This window comes from Klebsiella sp. WP3-W18-ESBL-02 (genome assembly GCF_014168815.1).
Taxonomy (GTDB): Bacteria; Pseudomonadota; Gammaproteobacteria; order Enterobacterales; family Enterobacteriaceae; genus Kluyvera; species Kluyvera ascorbata_B.
The window spans coordinates 4,641,560-4,659,602 of record NZ_AP021972.1; the positions used below are offsets into that span (position 1 = coordinate 4,641,560).

Here is an 18,043-nt window from a genome sequence, read left to right on the forward strand (position 1 = left end):
TAGCAAACAACCAGACAAATATTGTGGCCAGAAGAGTGGTTTGTGGATATAAAATTGGAAAATGGCGCATTTAGCGCCATTTTATTTTGTAAAAAAGTACGAAATCAGATTTATGCCCGATCGACGCTAAACGCCAGGACTTCGGCCAGGGTTTCAACGCCCAGCGCCAGCATGACCAGACGGTCAACGCCCAGCGCCACGCCGGAGCAGTCAGGCAGGCCAGCCGCCAGCGCGTCCAGCAGGTTTTGATCGATCGGCTGCACCGGCAGGCCGCGCGCGGCGCGCTTACGGTTATCCTGCTCAAAACGCTGCTGCTGTTCGCGGGCATCGGTCAGCTCGTGGAAGCCGTTAGCCAGCTCCATTCCCTTGAAGTAAACCTCAAAACGCTCGGCCACACGGTGATCCTCAGCGCTAATCTGTGCCAGCGATGCCTGGCTTGCCGGGAAGTGGTAGACAAACGTCGGACGCTCTTTGCCGATGTGCGGCTCTACGCCGAAAGCAAACAGCAGTTGCAGCAAGGTATCGCGGTCTTCTTCTGTATCAGCCACGTTGCTCAGGTCGAGCTTCGCCGCGGCTTCACGCAGCTGGGTTTTATCCGCCGACAGCGGGTCAATTTCCAGATGACGCTGGAAGGCCTGCTGATAAGAGAGGCTTTCCGCCGGCTGGCACTCGAGCACCTGCTGCAGCAGATCGTCAACTTCGTTGATCAGTCGATACATATCGAAGTGCGGACGATACCACTCCAGCATCGTAAATTCAGGGTTATGGTGACGGCCCATCTCTTCATTGCGGAAGCTACGGCACAGCTGGAAAACGGGGCCGCATCCTGCTGCCAGCAGGCGCTTCATATGATATTCCGGGCTGGTCATCAGATAGAGGTTCATTCCCTGAGAATGCCCCGGACCGACGAAACGCGTTTCAAACGGGACCAGATGTACGTCAGTCACCGTCGCCTGGCTCATACAGGGCGTTTCCACTTCCAGCACGCCGCGGTCAGCAAAGAAACGACGGATCTCCGTCATCAGTGCCGCACGCTTCAACAGGTTAGAAATGGATGCGCTCGGCTGCCAGGTTGCCGTCTCGCTCATGGTTTTTTCTCCGATTACAGACAAGGGCACGAAGTCTACCCGCAAGCCGCACACGACACAAATATTGCTCAGTAATTTCTCGTCGAGCAGGAAAGAAGATTTTTTTATGTAATTCGAGAACCTAATTCATCAGCTACAGTGATAAATAAACCGCACTTAACGACAAAAAAATCGAACACATCAAATTTCCTTATTAACCCGACGGGTATACTGCCTTACCCATAAAGGAGCAGTGGAAACGTTTTTGCGCAGGCCACGTGATATCCCCCCACGTAGCGTGTTGTGAAATAACAAAAATCTGGAGGAATGTCGTGCAAACCTTTCAAGCCGATCTAGCCATTATAGGCGCAGGCGGAGCGGGACTACGCGCTGCAATCGCAGCCGCTCAGGCCAACCCGAAAGCCAAAATTGCTTTGATATCAAAAGTCTATCCTATGCGCAGCCACACGGTTGCTGCTGAAGGCGGGTCCGCTGCCGTCGCACAGGATCATGATAGCTTCGACTACCATTTTCACGACACCGTCGCCGGCGGCGACTGGCTTTGCGAACAGGATGTCGTTGATTACTTCGTTCACCACTGCCCGACAGAAATGACCCAGCTTGAACAGTGGGGCTGTCCGTGGAGCCGTCGTCCCGACGGCAGCGTGAACGTCCGCCGCTTCGGCGGGATGAAGATAGAGCGTACCTGGTTCGCCGCCGATAAAACCGGCTTCCACATGCTGCACACCCTGTTCCAGACCTCCTTACAGTTCCCGCAAATTCAGCGCTTTGACGAACACTTCGTCCTTGACATTCTGGTCGATGACGGTCAGGCCCGTGGCCTGGTCGCGATGAACATGATGGAAGGCACGCTGGTGCAGATTCGCGCCAACGCGGTGGTCATGGCGACCGGCGGCGCAGGCCGCGTGTACCGTTACAACACCAACGGCGGCATCGTCACCGGTGACGGTATGGGCATGGCATTAAGCCACGGCGTACCGCTGCGCGACATGGAATTCGTTCAGTATCACCCGACCGGCCTGCCGGGCTCCGGTATCCTGATGACCGAAGGCTGCCGCGGTGAAGGCGGTATTCTGGTCAACAAGAATGGCTACCGCTATCTGCAGGACTACGGTATGGGCCCGGAAACACCGCTGGGCGAGCCGAAGAACAAATATATGGAGCTGGGTCCGCGCGACAAAGTTTCCCAGGCCTTCTGGCACGAATGGCGCAAAGGCAACACCATCCCAACGCCGCGCGGCGATGTGGTCTATCTCGACCTGCGTCACCTTGGCGAGAAAAAGCTGCTGGAGCGTCTGCCATTTATCTGCGAGCTGGCGAAAGCCTACGTGGGTGTCGATCCGGTGAAAGAGCCAATTCCGGTACGTCCAACCGCGCACTACACCATGGGCGGCATCGAAACCGATCAGCAGTGCGAAACCCGCATCAAAGGGCTGTTTGCCGTCGGCGAATGTTCCTCCGTGGGTCTGCACGGCGCCAACCGTCTGGGCTCCAACTCGCTGGCGGAGCTGGTGGTGTTTGGCCGCATGGCCGGTGAACAGGCGATGGCCCGCGCGGCCACGGTCGGTGAAGCCAACGGCAGCGCGCTGGACGCGCAGGTCAGCGACATCGAAAACCGCCTGAAAGCGCTGGTGAACCAGGAAGGTAATGAAAACTGGTCGAAAATACGCGACGAAATGGGTCTGTCGATGGAAGAAGGCTGCGGTATCTACCGTACGCCAGAGCTGATGCAGAAAACCATCGATAAACTGGCCGAGCTGCAGGAACGCTTCAAGCGCGTACGCATCACCGACACTTCCAGCGTGTTCAATACCGACCTGCTCTACACCATCGAGCTGGGCCACGGTCTGAACGTTGCCGAATGTATGGCGCATTCCGCCATGGCGCGTAAAGAGTCCCGCGGCGCGCACCAGCGTCTGGACGAAGGCTGCACCGAGCGTGACGACGTTAACTTCCTCAAGCATACCCTCGCCTTCCGCGACGCCGACGGCACCACTCGCCTCGACTACAGCGATGTGAAGATCACGAGCCTGCCACCGGCAAAACGCGTGTACGGCGCAGAAGCTGAAGCGGCCGAGAAGAAGGAGACGGCGAATGGCTGAGATGAAGAATTTAAAAATTGAGATTGTGCGCTATAACCCGGAAGTGGACAGCGCACCGCACAGCGCCTTCTATGAAGTGCCTTACGATGAGCAGACCTCGCTGCTCGATGCGCTGGGTTACATCAAAGATAACCTCGCGCCGGACCTGAGCTATCGCTGGTCCTGCCGTATGGCTATCTGCGGCTCCTGCGGCATGATGGTCAACAAGGTGCCGAAGCTCGCCTGTAAAACCTTCCTGCGTGAATACACCAAAGGAATCAAGGTCGAGGCGCTGGCGAACTTCCCTATCGAGCGCGATCTGGTGGTCGACATGACCCACTTCATCGAGAGTCTGGAAGCGATTAAGCCGTACATCATCGGCAACCCGCGCACGCCGGATCAGGGGCCAAACACCCAGACCCCGGCGCAGATGGCGAAGTACCACCAGTTCTCCGGCTGCATCAACTGCGGTCTGTGCTATGCCGCCTGCCCGCAGTTTGGCCTGAATCCAGAGTTCATTGGCCCAGCGGCGATTACCCTGGCGCATCGCTACAACGAAGACAGCCGCGACCACGGCAAGAAGGAACGTATGGCGCAGCTGAACGGCCAGAATGGCGTCTGGACCTGTACCTTCGTCGGCTATTGCTCCGAAGTGTGCCCGAAACACGTCGATCCGGCCGCCGCTATTCAGCAGGGTAAAGTAGAAAGCTCGAAAGACTTTCTTATCGCAACCCTGAAACCACGCTAAGGAGTGCATGATGACGACTAAACGCAAACCCTATGTACGGCCAATGCCGTCCACCTGGTGGAAAAAGCTGCCGTTTTATCGCTTCTATATGCTGCGTGAAGGCACCGCGGTGCCAACGGTGTGGTTCAGCATCGTGCTGATTTACGGCCTGTTTGCGCTTAAGCACGGCGCCGAAAGCTGGGCCGGCTACGTCGGTTTTCTGCAAAACCCGATCGTGGTTGTGCTGAACTTGATTACCCTGGCCGCCGCGCTGCTGCATACTAAAACCTGGTTTGAGCTGGCGCCTAAAGCCGCCAATATCATCGTGAAAGGCGAAAAAATGGGGCCGGAGCCAATTATCAAGGGGCTCTGGGTGGTGACCGCGGTGGTCAGCGTGGTGATTCTGTTTATCGCCCTGTTCTGGTAAGGAGACTGGCATGATTAACCCTAATCCAAAACGTTCCGATGAGCCGGTATTCTGGGGCCTGTTCGGCGCGGGCGGTATGTGGAGCGCAATTGTCGCACCGGTCATGGTGCTGCTGGTGGGCATTCTGCTGCCGCTGATGGCCTCTGGCGACGCCTTCACCTATGAACGCGTGTACGCGTTCGCGCATAGCCTGATTGGCCGCGCGTTTCTGTTCCTGATGATTGTTCTGCCGCTGTGGTGCGGTTTACACCGTATTCACCACGCAATGCACGACCTGAAAATCCATGTGCCGAACGGTAAGTGGGTATTCTACGGTCTGGCGGCCATTCTGACGGTCGTTACGCTGGTCGGCGTGCTGTTTATTTAACCCATTGGCGCTGTGCGGGGCTTGTAGGCCGGATAAGCGCAGCGCCATCAGGCACGCAGAGCACATTGCCGGATGGCGGCTACGCCTTATCCGGCCTACATGGCCCCTCTCTCCGGGGCCTGTTGATTGTTAATGTGCGCTCATCTTCAGGCCAATAATTCCCAGCACAATCAACGCGAGGCTCGCAATGCGCATTGGACTGGCGGATTCGCCTAACAGCAAAATGCCGGTAATCGCCGCACCCACCGCGCCAATCCCCGTCCACACCGCATAGGCAGTCCCCACCGGCAGGCTTTTCATTGCCCACGATAGCAACGCCATGCTGGCAATCATCGCCACAGCGGTGATAACGCTTGGTACCAGGCGGCTAAAGCCATGGGTGTATTTGAGGCCAACGGCCCAGACGACTTCGAGAAGGCCGGCAATAAACAGAATTAGCCAAGGCATAACAGGCTCCATAATCATGGGGCCGTCCCCGGATGCGATACGCTTACGGGTCGTCCCGCAAGGTGTTGAAATGAAACGCCGTCAGTATAGGTGACAAAAAACGACGGTACAACAGAGCGCCATACCGTCGGTCCGGATTTATTGCTGCGCTTTCGTCGCTGCCCCTGAAATCGCGCTACCGCCGTCCGAAATATCCTGCCCAATACCGCGTGTGGTATTACAGGCCGTGAGTACAGAGGAAAGCGCCAGAACTGTAAAAAACGCTGCAATCGCTTTTTTCACCATAATGTCATCCTTTGTGTCAGTTATCGTTATCTTGCTTCATAAGCATAGACAACTTCATACAGGATGCGGGATCTCGGCGATTTTTTTCAGACGAAGACGAAGCGGGAAACGGGTGGGGGCAAATCAGAAGGTAGGCTGGCGCAGCATCGCTGCTGCGCCGAACGGATCAACGCATGAATTATTTCACGCGGGATACGTATTCGCCGGAGCGAGTATCCACTTTGATCACTTCGCCAATCTGAACGAACAGCGGAACTTTAACCACAGCGCCAGTGGACAGGGTTGCCGGCTTGCCGCCAGTACCTGCGGTGTCGCCTTTCAGACCTGGATCGGTTTCCACGATTTCCAGCTCAACGAAGTTCGGCGGGGTCACGGCGATCGGCTGGCCGTTCCACAGGGTGACGATGCACTCAGCCTGATCCAGCAGCCATTTCGCGTTGTCACCGATCGCTTTCGCATCAGCAGACAGCTGTTCGAAGGTTTCGTTGTTCATGAAGTGCCAGAACTCACCATCGTTGTACAGGTAAGTCAGGTTCATATCCACTACGTCAGCGCCTTCAGCGGAGTCAGTAGACTTGAAGGTTTTCTCTACGCGAGTGCCGGTCAGCAGGCGGCGCAGCTTAACGCGTGCGAATGCCTGACCTTTACCCGGTTTAACGAATTCACTGGCTTCAACCGCGTACGGTTCGCCGTCCATCATGATTTTAAGACCAGCACGAAAATCGTTGCTATAGTAAGTCGCCATAAGGCCCTCTGAAATTGTTAAATGGTAGCTAAGCCACAAAATGGCGCATATTGTAACCCTAAATACCCCATCCAGAGAAGATTGGTTGATGCAACTTGCCGATGTTCTCACCGATCCGGATGAACTATTCCGTCTGTTGAATATAGACGCCGATGAAAATTTGCTCGCTGGCCGTGACGCTAAGCGCCTTTTCGCCCTGCGCGTCCCGCGCGCATTCGTGGCGCGAATGGAGAAAGGCAACCCGAACGATCCTCTTTTACGTCAGGTACTTACCTCGCAGGAAGAGTTTATCGCTGCACCGGGATTCTCCACCGATCCGCTGGAAGAACAGCACAGCGTTGTGCCCGGTTTACTGCACAAGTACCACAACCGCGCGCTGCTGCTGGTGAAAGGCGGCTGTGCGGTAAATTGTCGCTATTGTTTCCGCCGCCACTTCCCGTATGCCGAAAACCAGGGCAATAAGCGTAACTGGCAGGCGGCGCTCGACTACGTAAGCGCACATCCGGAGCTCGATGAAATCATCTTCTCCGGCGGCGACCCGCTGATGGCCAAAGACCACGAACTGGACTGGCTGCTTAGCCAGTTGGAGTCTATCCCGCACATTAAGCGCCTGCGCATCCACAGCCGTTTGCCGATCGTTATCCCAGCTCGCATTACCGATACGCTGGTCGCTCGCTTCGAGCAATCCTCACTGCAAATTCTGCTGGTGAACCACATCAATCACGCCAATGAGATTGACGCAACGTTTTGCCAGGCGATGTCACGCCTGCGCCGCGCTGGCGTCACGCTGCTCAACCAGAGCGTGCTGCTGCGCGGCGTGAACGATAATGCGCAAACGCTGGCGAACCTTAGCAACGCGCTGTTTGATGCCGGCGTCATGCCGTATTACCTGCACGTGCTGGATAAAGTTCAGGGCGCGGCCCACTTCCTCGTCAGCGACGATGAGGCGCGGGAAATTATGCGGGAACTGTTGACGCTGGTATCCGGCTATATGGTGCCGAAGCTGGCGCGTGAAATCGGCGGGGAACCGAGTAAGACGCCGCTGGATCTTCAGCTGCGTCAACGGTAAGCGACCCAGGGCAGGCAGCGGCCTGCCCTGGGCCAGAATCCGTTCGCTGGATAAACAAGACGCTATCCGGCAAAAGCAATCAGTTCGGGCATTTATAAACCTGGCCGTTCATTTCGCTGTCGGTCGGCACAAAGCTCGAGAGCATACCCTGCGTTGGGCTGCTGACGCCGTAAATGACGTTGCCGCCCATTTCGGCCGCGTGGTTACGCAGTGCATTGGCCGCACCGCGCATGGAGCCGCCTTCGGCGCCCTGCTGGCCGGAAAGCCAGTTGCTCTGCGCGCCGTTAGCCGTCCCCAACAGCTGGCACTCAGCGCCCGGTTTGTCTTCAACAAAGCGAACATTCTGCCCCGATGCGGTCAGCTCGGTCGTAGAGCTACAGCCCGCAAGCAGCAGCGCTGCGCCGACAATCCCTGCTAAATATTTTACCTGCATGTTATTCCCCATAATCAATGAGCTGGACGCATGTCGTCCGTGTGTAAACCTTATACTAAAAAGATGACCAAAAGAAAAACCCCCGAGCATTTCTGCCCGGGGGTTTCTTATTTCTATGGGGTATAGCGCACGATTACATCATGCCGCCCATACCGCCCATGCCGCCCATACCGCCAGCAGCACCTAAATCAGGCGCGTCGCCTTTCGGCAGGTCGGTCACCATGCACTCGGTGGTGATCATCAGGCCCGCAACGGAAGCCGCGTACTGCAGAGCAGAACGGGTCACTTTGGTTGGGTCCAGGATACCGAAGTCGATCATGTTGCCGTATTCTTCGGTCGCCGCGTTGTAACCGTAGTTACCTTCACCGGCTTTCACCGCGTTAGCCACAACAGACGGTTCTTCACCGGCGTTCAGGACGATCTGACGCAGCGGTGCTTCCATTGCGCGCAGCGCAACTTTGATACCGACGTTCTGATCTTCGTTCTGAGCGGTCAGGCCAGACAGTTTCGCTGCAACGCGAACCAGGGCAACACCACCACCGGCAACCACACCTTCTTCTACCGCAGCACGGGTCGCGTGCAGGGCATCGTCAACGCGTGCTTTTTTCTCTTTCATTTCAACTTCGGTAGCAGCACCGACTTTGATAACGGCAACGCCGCCAGCCAGTTTCGCTACGCGTTCCTGCAGTTTTTCGCGGTCGTAGTCAGAAGTGGCTTCTTCAATCTGTTTGCGGATCTGAGCAACACGGCCCTGAATTGCCGCTTCTTCACCCACGCCATCGATGATGGTGGTGGTGTCTTTGTTGATCACAACGCGTTTAGCCTGGCCCAGGTCTTCCAGGGTCGCTTTTTCCAGCTCCATACCGATCTCTTCAGAGATAACGGTACCGCCGGTCAGGGTAGCGATATCCTGCAGCATCGCTTTACGACGGTCGCCGAAGCCAGGAGCTTTAACAGCAGCGACTTTCACGATACCACGCATGGTGTTGACCACCAGAGTAGCCAGCGCTTCGCCTTCAACGTCTTCAGCGATAATAACCAGCGGTTTGCCTGCTTTCGCAACGGCTTCCAGAACCGGCAGCATTTCGCGGATGTTAGATACTTTTTTGTCCGCCAGCAGGATGAACGGGCTTTCCAGCTCAACAGCACCGGTTTCCGGCTTGTTGATGAAGTACGGGGACAGGTAGCCACGGTCGAACTGCATACCTTCAACCACGTCCAGTTCGTCTTCCAGACCGGTACCGTCTTCAACGGTGATCACGCCTTCTTTACCGACTTTGTCCATCGCTTCAGCGATCAGTTTACCTACGGTTTCGTCGGAGTTAGCGGAAATGGTACCAACCTGAGCAATCGCTTTAGAGTCGGAGCACGGTACGGACAGCGCTTTCAGTTCTTCAACGGCAGCAGCGACAGCTTTGTCGATACCACGTTTCAGATCCATCGGGTTCATGCCCGCAGCAACGGCTTTCAGACCTTCAGTGATGATGGACTGAGCCAGTACGGTTGCGGTGGTGGTACCGTCGCCTGCAGCGTCGTTCGCTTTAGAGGCAACTTCTTTCACCATCTGTGCGCCCATGTTTTCGAACTTGTCTTCCAGCTCGATTTCACGTGCTACGGATACGCCGTCTTTCGTGATGGTCGGCGCGCCGAAGGATTTGTCCAGAACAACGTTACGGCCTTTCGGGCCCAGGGTCACTTTAACTGCATCTGCCAGTACGTTAACGCCGCGCAGCATTTTTACACGTGCGTCGTTACCAAATTTTACGTCTTTAGCTGCCATTTCTTCTATTCCTCAAATTCGTTCGCGCGTTTCTTACGCTTCAACAATTGCCAGGATGTCGCTTTCAGACATGATCAACACTTCTTCATTGTCGATCTTCTCAGATTTAACGCCGTAGCCATCGTTGAAAATCACGATGTCACCAACTTTAACGTCCAGCGGCTGCACGGTCCCGTTTTCCAGGATGCGGCCCTTACCGACAGCGATGATTTCGCCACGAGTTGATTTTGCTGCCGCAGAACCGGTCAGGACGATGCCGCCAGCAGATTTAGTTTCAACTTCTTTGCGTTTGACGATCACACGATCATGTAACGGACGAATACTCATTGATAGCTCTCCTTCGAGAAAGTCATTATCAGTTATGGGTGACGCCGGGCCACGTAGGGTTTTCCGGCTAGTGCCAGAGAGATGGGGATGGTTATTTTGGCCTTCAAGGGGGCACCCTAAAAAAAATTTTTCGCACGCCGTTAATCGCGATAAATCGCTGAAATAGCGGCTGAGAACAGCACAATGACGCGGGGCCATGCGCCGTGCTGGTGTGATAACATTCGCCTCTTTGCAAGGGTATGGAAGCATGTCATGTCAGGTCTGAAACAGGAGCTGGGGCTGGCTCAGGGCGTTGGGTTATTGTCGACATCGCTGCTGGGCACCGGCGTATTTGCCGTTCCGGCGCTGGGTGCGATTGTTGCCGGAGATAACAGTCTGTGGGCCTGGCCAGCGCTGATCGTGCTGGTTTTCCCGGTCGCGATTGTCTTCGCGCTGTTGGGAAGACACTACCCCAGCGCGGGCGGCGTGGCACACTTTGTAGAGCAGGCCTTTGGCCCAAGACTGGCGCGCGTCACCGGTTGGCTCTTTCTCTCCGTCATTCCGGTGGGCCTGCCCGCTGCGTTACATATTGCCTCTGGTTTTACCCAGGCGCTGTTCGGCTGGCACGGCTGGCAGCTGCTCATGGCCGAGATGGCGACCCTCGCCGTCATCTGGTGGCTGGGCCTGCGCGGCGCCAGCTCGAGCGCTAACTTACAAACCCTGGTCGCGGTGCTGATCGTCGCCCTGCTGGCCGCCGTTTGGGTGTACGGCGATATCGCCGTGAAGGAAATTCCCTTCCCGGCGCTGGCAGATATCGAAATGTCGCCACTTTTCGCGGCGCTTTCCGTCATGTTCTGGTGTTTTGTCGGCCTGGAGGCGTTCGCCCACATGGCGTCTGAGTTTCGCCACCCGGAACGCGATTTTCCCCGCGCGCTGTTGATTGGGCTGCTATTGGCGGGCATGGTTTACTGGGCCTGTACGGTGCTGGTGCTGCATTTTCACGCCTACGGTGCCGCCAACACCGCCGCCGCGTCGCTGCCAACCATCGTAGTACAGCTGTTCGGCGTGAAGGCGCTGTGGGTTGCCAGTGTGGTTGGTTTCCTCGCCTGTTTTGCCAGCACCAACATCTACATTCAAAGCTTTGCCCGGCTGGTGTGGTCGCAGGCGCAGCATAAACCCGATAGCTTCCTGGCGCGGCTTTCGCCGGGGCTGGTACCGCGCAACGCGCTCAGCGTGGTCATCGGCAGCTGCATGGTCAGCACGCTGGCCAGCTACTGGCTGAACATCAATCTGGATGCGCTCATCATCTATGCCAACGGCATTTTTATCATGATTTATCTGCTGTGCATGCTGGCGGGTTGCCGGCTGCTGGCAGGCCGCTACCGGGCGCTCTCGATGATTGGCGTGGCGCTATGCCTGCTGCTGTTGGCGATGGTGGGATGGAAAAGTCTGTACGCGGTAGTCATGCTGGCCGCACTGTGGATGCTGCTGCCAAAAAGGCGTGGGTAGGCGCATTCATTGCCCGATGACGCTACGCTTATCGGGCCTACGTGGGTATACATCCCTTGTAGGCCGGATAACTCGCTTGCGACGCCATCCGGCGGTTTGTCAGTAATCTGAAGCCGGAGGCTTAACGCGCTCCGGCTTTTTATTATCGCCATAACTTACGGGCGATTATCGTCTTTATGATCCAGTTGGTCAGGGCGTTCGTCCTTACGCTGATACTCACCGTCGAAGGTCTGGCCGCTGGTTGTCCCGCCGCCAAAACCGCCCCCCGGCATGCGCCCAAAGTGCAGGTGCGGCATCAGCTTCACGGTCAGATGCTTCTGCACCGGCGGCAGCAACAGCACCAGACCCAGGAAATCGGTAAAGAACCCCGGCAACAGCAGCAGCAGGCCGGCGAGGATCAACGATACGCTTTTAATCATCTCAGCCGCCGGGCTTTCACCCGCCTGCATTTTTTCCTGCATCAGCATCAGGTTTTTGAAGCCCTGGTTACGCACCAGCGACATGCCGATCACGGAAGTAAAAATAACCAGAATCAACGTCATCAGGACGCCAAACACATGGGCGACCTGGATAAAAATGGATATCTCAATGTAAACATAGAGAAATATGGCAATTAACGGTATCCAGCGCACTGGCATCTCCTGTGAGGTAAATAACGCGTATCACGCGCCTGCAGCGATTCATGTTTCTCTGCACTACAGTGAAGTGGTGATTAATCGCCGTTTTTCAATCAGCGGTTATTGAGATTTTTGTCAACAATCGTCAAGCGGTGATTCATTTCACAAATTAATAATTCTTATCCATTGCTTCTGATAATAAGTGATCCAGATTACTGCAATCCGCTATTATCAGCATATGATCATGGACACCGGGCCGATTAAGGAAATAATCTGCGGTCAGAAAAACGCATGACCATAAAAATCCTGCGTATTTGGGTGAAATCATTGGCAGCTCGCAAAAAGAAGGTTCACATGCTAAACAACATTCGTATCGAAGAAGATCTGTTGGGTACCAGGGAAGTTCCTGCTGACGCTTACTACGGCGTTCATACTCTGAGAGCGATTGAAAACTTTTACATTAGTAACAGTAAAATCAGCGACATCCCAGAGTTCGTACGTGGGATGGTGATGGTGAAGAAAGCAGCGACCCTGGCGAACAAAGAATTACAAACCATTCCTAAAGGCGTAGCCAACGCCATCATTGCAGCCTGCGATGAAGTTCTGAATAACGGCAAGTGCATGGATCAGTTCCCGGTAGACGTCTACCAGGGCGGTGCGGGTACCTCCGTAAACATGAACACCAACGAAGTGCTGGCAAACATCGGTCTGGAGCTGATGGGCCACCAGAAAGGTGAATACCAGTACCTGAACCCGAACGACCACGTTAATAAATGCCAGTCCACCAACGATGCTTACCCAACCGGTTTCCGCATCGCGGTTTACACCTCTATCGTTAAGCTGGTTGATGCTATCCACCAGCTGGGCGAAGGCTTCCAGCGTAAAGCGGCTGAATTCCAGGACGTGCTGAAAATGGGTCGCACCCAGCTGCAGGACGCAGTGCCAATGACCCTGGGCCAGGAATTCCATGCCTTTAACGTGCTGCTCAATGAAGAAACCAAAAACCTGCTGCGTACTGCGGAGCTGTTGCTGGAAGTGAACCTCGGCGCAACCGCAATCGGTACTCGCCTGAACACCCCGGATGGCTACCAGCAGCTGGCGGTGCAGAAACTGGCGGAAGTCAGCAATCTGGCCGTCGTCCCGGCGGAAGACCTGATTGAAGCCACCTCTGACTGTGGCGCGTACGTAATGGTTCACAGCTCGCTGAAACGCCTGGCGGTGAAAATGTCGAAGATCTGTAACGACCTTCGCCTGCTCTCCTCAGGCCCGCGCGCTGGCCTGAATGAAATCAACCTGCCGGAACTGCAGGCAGGGTCCTCCATCATGCCGGCAAAAGTTAACCCGGTCGTACCGGAAGTGGTTAACCAGGTGTGCTTCAAGGTCATCGGCAACGATACCACCGTCACCATGGCCTCCGAAGCCGGTCAGCTGCAGCTGAACGTGATGGAACCGGTCATTGGTCAGGCGCTGTTTGAGTCTATCCATATCCTGACCAACGCCTGCTACAACCTGCTGGAAAAATGCATCGACGGGATTACCGCGAACAAAGAAGTCTGCGAAAGCTACGTCTATAACTCGATTGGTATCGTCACCTACCTTAACCCGTTCATCGGCCACCACAACGGCGATATCGTCGGTAAAATTTGTGCCGAAACCGGTAAGAGCGTGCGTGAAGTAGTGCTGGAACGTGGCCTGTTGACCGAGGCAGAACTGGACGATATTTTCTCGCCGCAGAACCTGATGCACCCGGCCTATAAAGCAAAACGTTATACCGATGAAAGCGAACAGTAATCTTTCTGACTAATAAACTGAGGCATGTCATGATGACATGCCTTTTTTGTTTCTATAATTCACGAAAACACAACAATTACATATCAACTTGTTAAACAAGGAAGGCTAATATGTTTGGAGCAGAACTGGTCATTGTGCTTCTTGCCATCTATTTAGGGGCAAGACTTGGGGGGATAGGCATCGGCTTTGCCGGCGGCTTCGGCGTGCTGGTGCTGACGCTTATTTTTCAAATTAAACCGGGCGCGATACCCTTTGACGTTATCGAGATCATCATGGCGGTTATCGCCGCAATTGCCGCGATGCAAATTGCCGGTGGTATGGACTATCTCGTCAGCCTCGCCGAGCGCCTTCTGCGTCGGCACCCAAAATACATTACGTTCCTCGCGCCGCTGGTCACCTGGTTTATGACTATCCTTGCCGGTACCGGGCATACCGCATTCTCTACGCTGCCGGTGATCACCGAAGTAGCAAAAGAACAGGGCATCCGTCCTTCCCGCCCGCTGTCTATCGCCGTGGTCGCCTCGCAGATTGCGATTACCGCCTCGCCGATTTCCGCTGCGGTTGTGTTCTTCGCCGGCATCCTTGAGCCAATGGGCGTGAGCTACCTGACCCTGCTGGCCATCTGTATTCCGGTCACCCTGATTGCCGTAATGCTCACCGCGATCGTCTGTAACTTCCTGGGCTGCGAACTGAAAGACGACCCGGTGTACCAGGAACGTCTGGCAAAAGGCGAAGTGCGCCTGCGTGGCAGCAAGGTGTTTGAGCTGAAGCCGCACGCTAAACGTTCGGTGCTGCTGTTCCTGATCGGTATTGTGGCGGTGATGTTCTACGCAACGGCCATCAGCGATACCGTCGGTCTGATTCAGAACCCGGTGCTGCCGCGTAACGAAGCCATTGTGGTGTTTATGCTGACTATCGCCACGCTGATTTGCGTCACCTGTAAAGTGGACACCGGTGAAATCCTCAACGCCAGCACGTTTAAATCCGGCATGAGCGCCTGCGTGTGCGTGCTGGGCGTCGCGTGGCTTGGCGATACCTTCGTGAAGGCGCACATCGCTGATATTCAGGGTATTGCGGGCGACCTGCTGCAAAACTACCCGTGGCTGCTGGCGGTGGTGCTGTTCTTTGCGGCCACTCTGCTGTATTCCCAGGCGGCGACCACCAAGGCCCTGATGCCTGCGGCGCTGATGCTGGGCGTTACGCCGCTGACCGCGATTGCGTCCTTTGCGGCAGTGTCTGCGCTGTTCGTTCTGCCAACCTATCCAACGCTGCTGGCAGCGGTAGAAATGGACGACACCGGCTCGACCCGTATCGGTAAATACGTCTTCAACCACGCGTTCCTGATCCCGGGCGTGATTGCCATCGCCCTGTGCGTGATTTTTGGGTTTATCTTCGGTGGGTTAATCCTCTAACCGCCTGTAAATATCCTTAAAGTCGGGCCGCTCTGCGGCCCGATTCACTCAACCCGCTCCAACCGCCGTGCTATAGTGCCTCTTTTCATCGATAACGAGGTTTACAATGAGCACTCCCGACGCTGTAGTGGTTCTCTGTACTGCTCCGGATGAAGCGACCGCCCAGGATCTGGCGGCCAAAGTGCTGGCGGAAAAATTAGCCGCCTGCGTGACCCTGCTACCCGGCGCGACATCGCTATACTATTGGGAGGGGAAGCTCGAACAAGAGTATGAAGTTCAAATGCTGCTCAAAACCGACCTTACCCACCAGCAGGCGTTGCTGGACTGCCTCAAGGCGCACCACCCGTACCAAACGCCAGAACTGTTAGTATTACCCGTTACTCACGCAGATGTTGATTATCTCTCATGGCTCAACGCATCCTTACGCTGATTCTGCTGCTGTGCAGCACCTCAGCCTTCGCCGCCGGGCTGTTTGACGGCCCCGGCAAGACAAATTTCGTTCCCGCTGATCGGGCGTTTGCCTTCGATTTTCAGCAGAAACAGCATGACGTGAATCTCCGCTGGCAGGTAAAAGAGGGCTACTACCTCTACCGCCAGCAGATCAAGATTAACCCGGCCAACGCCAGCATCGCCCCGCTCGCGTTGCCCAAAGGTCAGCCGCATCACGACGAGTTCTATGGCAACAGCGAAATCTACCGCCAAAGCCTGACCATACCCGTCACGCTGACCGAGGCCAGCCACGGCGCCACCTTGACGGTCACCTACCAGGGCTGCGCCGACGCGGGCTTCTGCTACCCACCGGAAACCCGAACCGTACCGCTGAACGCGGTCTCTGCCCTCCCATCCTCCGGGGAGGCCGCCGGGGTAAGGGGCGATGCTAGCGCCGCCCTCCCCTTCAGTGCGCTTTGGGCCTTACTTATCGGTATTGGTATCGCCTTCACTCCGTGCGTACTGCCGATGTACCCGCTGATCTCCGGCATCGTCCTCGGCGGCAAACAGCGTCTTGCCACCGGCCGCGCGCTGCTGCTGGCATTCATCTACGTGCAGGGCATGGCGCTCACCTATACCGCGCTGGGCCTGGTCGTTGCCGCTGCCGGGATGCAGTTTCAGGCCGCGCTGCAGCATCCTTACGTACTGATCGGCCTGTCGGCGGTCTTTATTCTGCTGGCGCTGTCGATGTTTGGTGCCTTTTCGCTCCAGCTACCGTCATCGCTGCAAACCCGTCTGACCCTGATGAGCAACCGCCAGCAGGGCGGCTCTGTGGGCGGCGTGTTTGCGATGGGCGCGATTGCAGGGCTGATTTGTTCGCCGTGTACCACCGCACCGCTGAGCGCTATTCTGCTGTATATCGCCCAAAGCGGTAACCTGTGGCTCGGCGGCGGCACGCTGTACCTCTACGCGCTGGGCATGGGCCTGCCGCTGATCCTGGTAACGGTGTTCGGCAACCGCCTGCTGCCAAAAAGCGGGCCGTGGATGGCGCACGTCAAAACTGCCTTTGGCTTTGTGATCCTTGCGCTGCCGGTGTTCCTGCTGGAGCGTATTATTGGCGATATCTGGGGGCTGCGGCTGTGGTCGATGCTCGGCGTGGCCTTCTTCAGCTGGGCGTTTATTAGCAGCCTCGGCTTGAAAAAACCCTGGCAGCGCATCGGGCAAATTATCCTGCTGGCCGCCGCGCTGATTAGCGTGCGCCCGCTTCAGGATTGGGCCTTTGGCACCACCGTGGCGCAGAACCCATCGCACCTCGCCTTTACCCGCATCAGCAGCGTCGAAACGCTGGAAAGCGCGCTGGCTAACGCCCGCGGTAAACCGGTGATGCTCGACCTGTACGCCGACTGGTGCGTGGCCTGCAAAGAGTTTGAGAAGTACACCTTTAGCGACCCGCAGGTACAGCAGGCGCTGCAAAACACCGTCCTGCTGCAAGCAGATGTTACCGCCAACAGCGCCCGGGACGTGGCGCTGCTGAAGCATTTGCAGGTACTCGGTCTGCCGACAATCCTTTTCTTTGATGAAAACGGCAACGAGCTGCCCGCTTTACGGGTGACCGGCTTTATGGACGCCACCGCGTTCCGCGCACATTTGCGCGATCGCCAACCGTAGACAACACTTTTAGACGAATAGCCGTCGGGAACGGAGGAGAATACCGTGCAACGCGAAGACGTATTGGGAGAAGCTCTGCAGCTCCTTGAACAAAAAGGGATGGCCAGCACAACGCTGGAGATGGTTGCTGAGCGTGTGGACCGCCCGCTGGAAGAGCTGCGCCGCTACTGGCCTGACAGCGAAGCGTTGCAGTATGACGCCTTGCGCTATCTGAGTCAGCAGGTGGAAACCTGGCGTCGCCAGCTGATGCTAAACGATGCGCTGACGGCAGAAGAGAAGCTGCTCGCCCGCTACAGCGCGCTAACCGACTGCGTCACCAAAAACCGCTATCCCGGCTGTCTGTTTATCGCCGCCTGTACCTTCTACCCGGACGCCGAGCACCCGATTCATCAGCTCGCTAACCAGCAGAAGCAGGCCGCATTCCAGTTCAGCCATACGCTGCTGACCCAGCTGGAAGTCGACGACCCATCGATGGTGGCGAAACAGATGGAGCTGGTACTGGAGGGCTGCCTGAGCCGCATGTTAGTCAACCGTAGCCAGGTCGATGTTGATACCGCCCACCGGCTGGCGGAAGATATTTTGCGCTTCGCGCAGTGCCGCCAGGGCGGCGCGCTCACCTGAGCCCACCGGGCATGGCTACGCGTTTCCACGACAGAAACCGCAAAATTGCCGTAATAGTAAGCAGTTGAACCATTTTCGCCGAAATTTGGTTGACGGCCGTGACTGATTGCGGTTTAATGCGCCCCGTTGCCCGGATAGCTCAGTCGGTAGAGCAGGGGATTGAAAATCCCCGTGTCCTTGGTTCGATTCCGAGTCCGGGCACCACTATTTAAAGAACCCAGCCTATGGCTGGGTTTTTGCT

At 56.2% G+C, this 18,043-nt stretch carries 19 protein-coding genes and 1 tRNA gene; 12 read left to right on the top strand and 8 right to left on the bottom strand.

Annotated elements, in window-relative coordinates; genetic code table 11:
• Positions 1-110: 110 nt before the first annotated feature.
• Complete coding sequence (epmA, locus tag H7R56_RS22355) at positions 111-1,088, bottom strand: elongation factor P--(R)-beta-lysine ligase (protein WP_106927428.1); 978 nt, start codon at positions 1,086-1,088, stop codon at positions 111-113.
• Positions 1,089-1,399: 311 nt separating this feature from the next.
• Here epmA and frdA point away from each other — a divergent pair, with 311 nt between their 5' ends.
• Genes frdA through frdD form a run of 4 tightly spaced genes read left to right on the top strand, consistent with a single transcriptional unit; the run spans position 1,400 to position 4,690 of the window.
• Positions 1,400-3,190, top strand: a complete 1,791-nt coding sequence (gene frdA, locus H7R56_RS22360) for a fumarate reductase (quinol) flavoprotein subunit (protein ID WP_106927427.1) — start codon at positions 1,400-1,402, stop codon at positions 3,188-3,190.
• The gene (frdB, locus tag H7R56_RS22365; protein ID WP_106927425.1) at positions 3,183-3,917 is read left to right on the top strand and encodes a fumarate reductase iron-sulfur protein; all 735 of its coding nucleotides are present in this window, start codon (positions 3,183-3,185) and stop codon (positions 3,915-3,917) included. The genes frdA and frdB overlap by 8 nt, the downstream gene beginning before the upstream one ends.
• A gap of 10 nt (positions 3,918-3,927) precedes the next feature.
• Entirely contained in the window at positions 3,928-4,323 is a 396-nt protein-coding gene (gene frdC, locus H7R56_RS22370; protein ID WP_106927423.1) for a fumarate reductase subunit FrdC, read from the top strand.
• Between the two features lie 10 nt (positions 4,324-4,333).
• Positions 4,334-4,690: a fumarate reductase subunit FrdD gene (gene frdD, locus H7R56_RS22375; RefSeq protein ID WP_106927421.1), complete on the top strand. Its 357-nt coding sequence runs from the start codon at positions 4,334-4,336 to the stop codon at positions 4,688-4,690.
• A gap of 129 nt (positions 4,691-4,819) precedes the next feature.
• Here frdD and sugE read toward each other — a convergent pair whose 3' ends face one another.
• The 3 genes from sugE to efp all read right to left on the bottom strand — a co-directional run bounded on the left by sugE (position 4,820) and on the right by efp (position 6,167).
• Entirely contained in the window at positions 4,820-5,137 is a 318-nt protein-coding gene (sugE, locus tag H7R56_RS22380) for a quaternary ammonium compound efflux SMR transporter SugE (protein ID WP_106927419.1), read from the bottom strand.
• A gap of 138 nt (positions 5,138-5,275) precedes the next feature.
• A complete protein-coding gene (gene ecnB / locus H7R56_RS22385) occupies positions 5,276-5,422 on the bottom strand; it encodes a lipoprotein toxin entericidin B (protein ID WP_106927417.1) in 147 nt (48 codons plus the stop codon).
• 178 nt (positions 5,423-5,600) lie between these two features.
• Entirely contained in the window at positions 5,601-6,167 is a 567-nt protein-coding gene (efp, locus tag H7R56_RS22390; protein WP_003855940.1) for an elongation factor P, read from the bottom strand.
• 40 nt (positions 6,168-6,207) lie between these two features.
• Here efp and epmB point away from each other — a divergent pair, with 40 nt between their 5' ends.
• On the top strand, positions 6,208-7,236 hold the full coding sequence (epmB, locus tag H7R56_RS22395) for an EF-P beta-lysylation protein EpmB (RefSeq protein ID WP_106927415.1): 1,029 nt from the start codon (positions 6,208-6,210) through the stop codon (positions 7,234-7,236).
• Between the two features lie 79 nt (positions 7,237-7,315).
• On the opposite strand, the gene H7R56_RS22400 is transcribed toward epmB, so the two are convergent.
• The 3 genes from H7R56_RS22400 to H7R56_RS22410 form a co-directional block, all read right to left on the bottom strand.
• Positions 7,316-7,669 (bottom strand): DUF4156 domain-containing protein, encoded by a 354-nt coding sequence (locus tag H7R56_RS22400; RefSeq protein ID WP_106927413.1) that lies wholly within the window; start codon positions 7,667-7,669, stop codon positions 7,316-7,318.
• A gap of 133 nt (positions 7,670-7,802) precedes the next feature.
• Positions 7,803-9,449 carry a chaperonin GroEL gene (groL, locus tag H7R56_RS22405; protein ID WP_106927411.1) on the bottom strand — a complete coding sequence of 549 codons (1,647 nt, stop codon included), beginning with the start codon at positions 9,447-9,449 and terminating at the stop codon, positions 7,803-7,805.
• Between the two features lie 33 nt (positions 9,450-9,482).
• Complete coding sequence (locus tag H7R56_RS22410; RefSeq protein ID WP_003855929.1) at positions 9,483-9,776, bottom strand: co-chaperone GroES; 294 nt, start codon at positions 9,774-9,776, stop codon at positions 9,483-9,485.
• 252 nt (positions 9,777-10,028) lie between these two features.
• Between H7R56_RS22410 and yjeH the strand changes: the two genes are divergently transcribed.
• Positions 10,029-11,264, top strand: coding sequence for an L-methionine/branched-chain amino acid transporter (gene yjeH, locus H7R56_RS22415; protein ID WP_106927409.1), 1,236 nt, complete (start codon positions 10,029-10,031; stop codon positions 11,262-11,264).
• Between the two features lie 155 nt (positions 11,265-11,419).
• Here the strand turns inward: yjeH and H7R56_RS22420 are convergent, their stop codons facing one another.
• Positions 11,420-11,896, bottom strand: coding sequence for an FxsA family protein (locus H7R56_RS22420; protein ID WP_106927407.1), 477 nt, complete (start codon positions 11,894-11,896; stop codon positions 11,420-11,422).
• Positions 11,897-12,235: 339 nt separating this feature from the next.
• Between H7R56_RS22420 and aspA the strand changes: the two genes are divergently transcribed.
• The 6 genes from aspA (at position 12,236) to H7R56_RS22450 (ending at position 18,006) form a co-directional block, all read left to right on the top strand.
• Positions 12,236-13,672, top strand: a complete 1,437-nt coding sequence (aspA, locus tag H7R56_RS22425) for an aspartate ammonia-lyase (RefSeq protein WP_182928423.1) — start codon at positions 12,236-12,238, stop codon at positions 13,670-13,672.
• 110 nt (positions 13,673-13,782) lie between these two features.
• Positions 13,783-15,084: an anaerobic C4-dicarboxylate transporter gene (locus H7R56_RS22430; protein ID WP_106927401.1), complete on the top strand. Its 1,302-nt coding sequence runs from the start codon at positions 13,783-13,785 to the stop codon at positions 15,082-15,084.
• Between the two features lie 106 nt (positions 15,085-15,190).
• Positions 15,191-15,514, top strand: coding sequence for a divalent cation tolerance protein CutA (gene cutA / locus H7R56_RS22435; RefSeq protein WP_182928424.1), 324 nt, complete (start codon positions 15,191-15,193; stop codon positions 15,512-15,514).
• Positions 15,490-17,181, top strand: coding sequence for a protein-disulfide reductase DsbD (locus H7R56_RS22440; RefSeq protein WP_106927397.1), 1,692 nt, complete (start codon positions 15,490-15,492; stop codon positions 17,179-17,181). Before cutA ends, H7R56_RS22440 begins: the two co-directional genes overlap by 25 nt.
• Before the next feature lie 45 nt (positions 17,182-17,226).
• Complete coding sequence (locus H7R56_RS22445) at positions 17,227-17,802, top strand: transcriptional regulator (RefSeq protein ID WP_106927395.1); 576 nt, start codon at positions 17,227-17,229, stop codon at positions 17,800-17,802.
• A 128-nt stretch (positions 17,803-17,930) separates the two neighbouring features.
• Positions 17,931-18,006, top strand: a tRNA-Phe gene (locus tag H7R56_RS22450).
• The last annotated feature ends 37 nt before the right edge of the window (positions 18,007-18,043 follow it).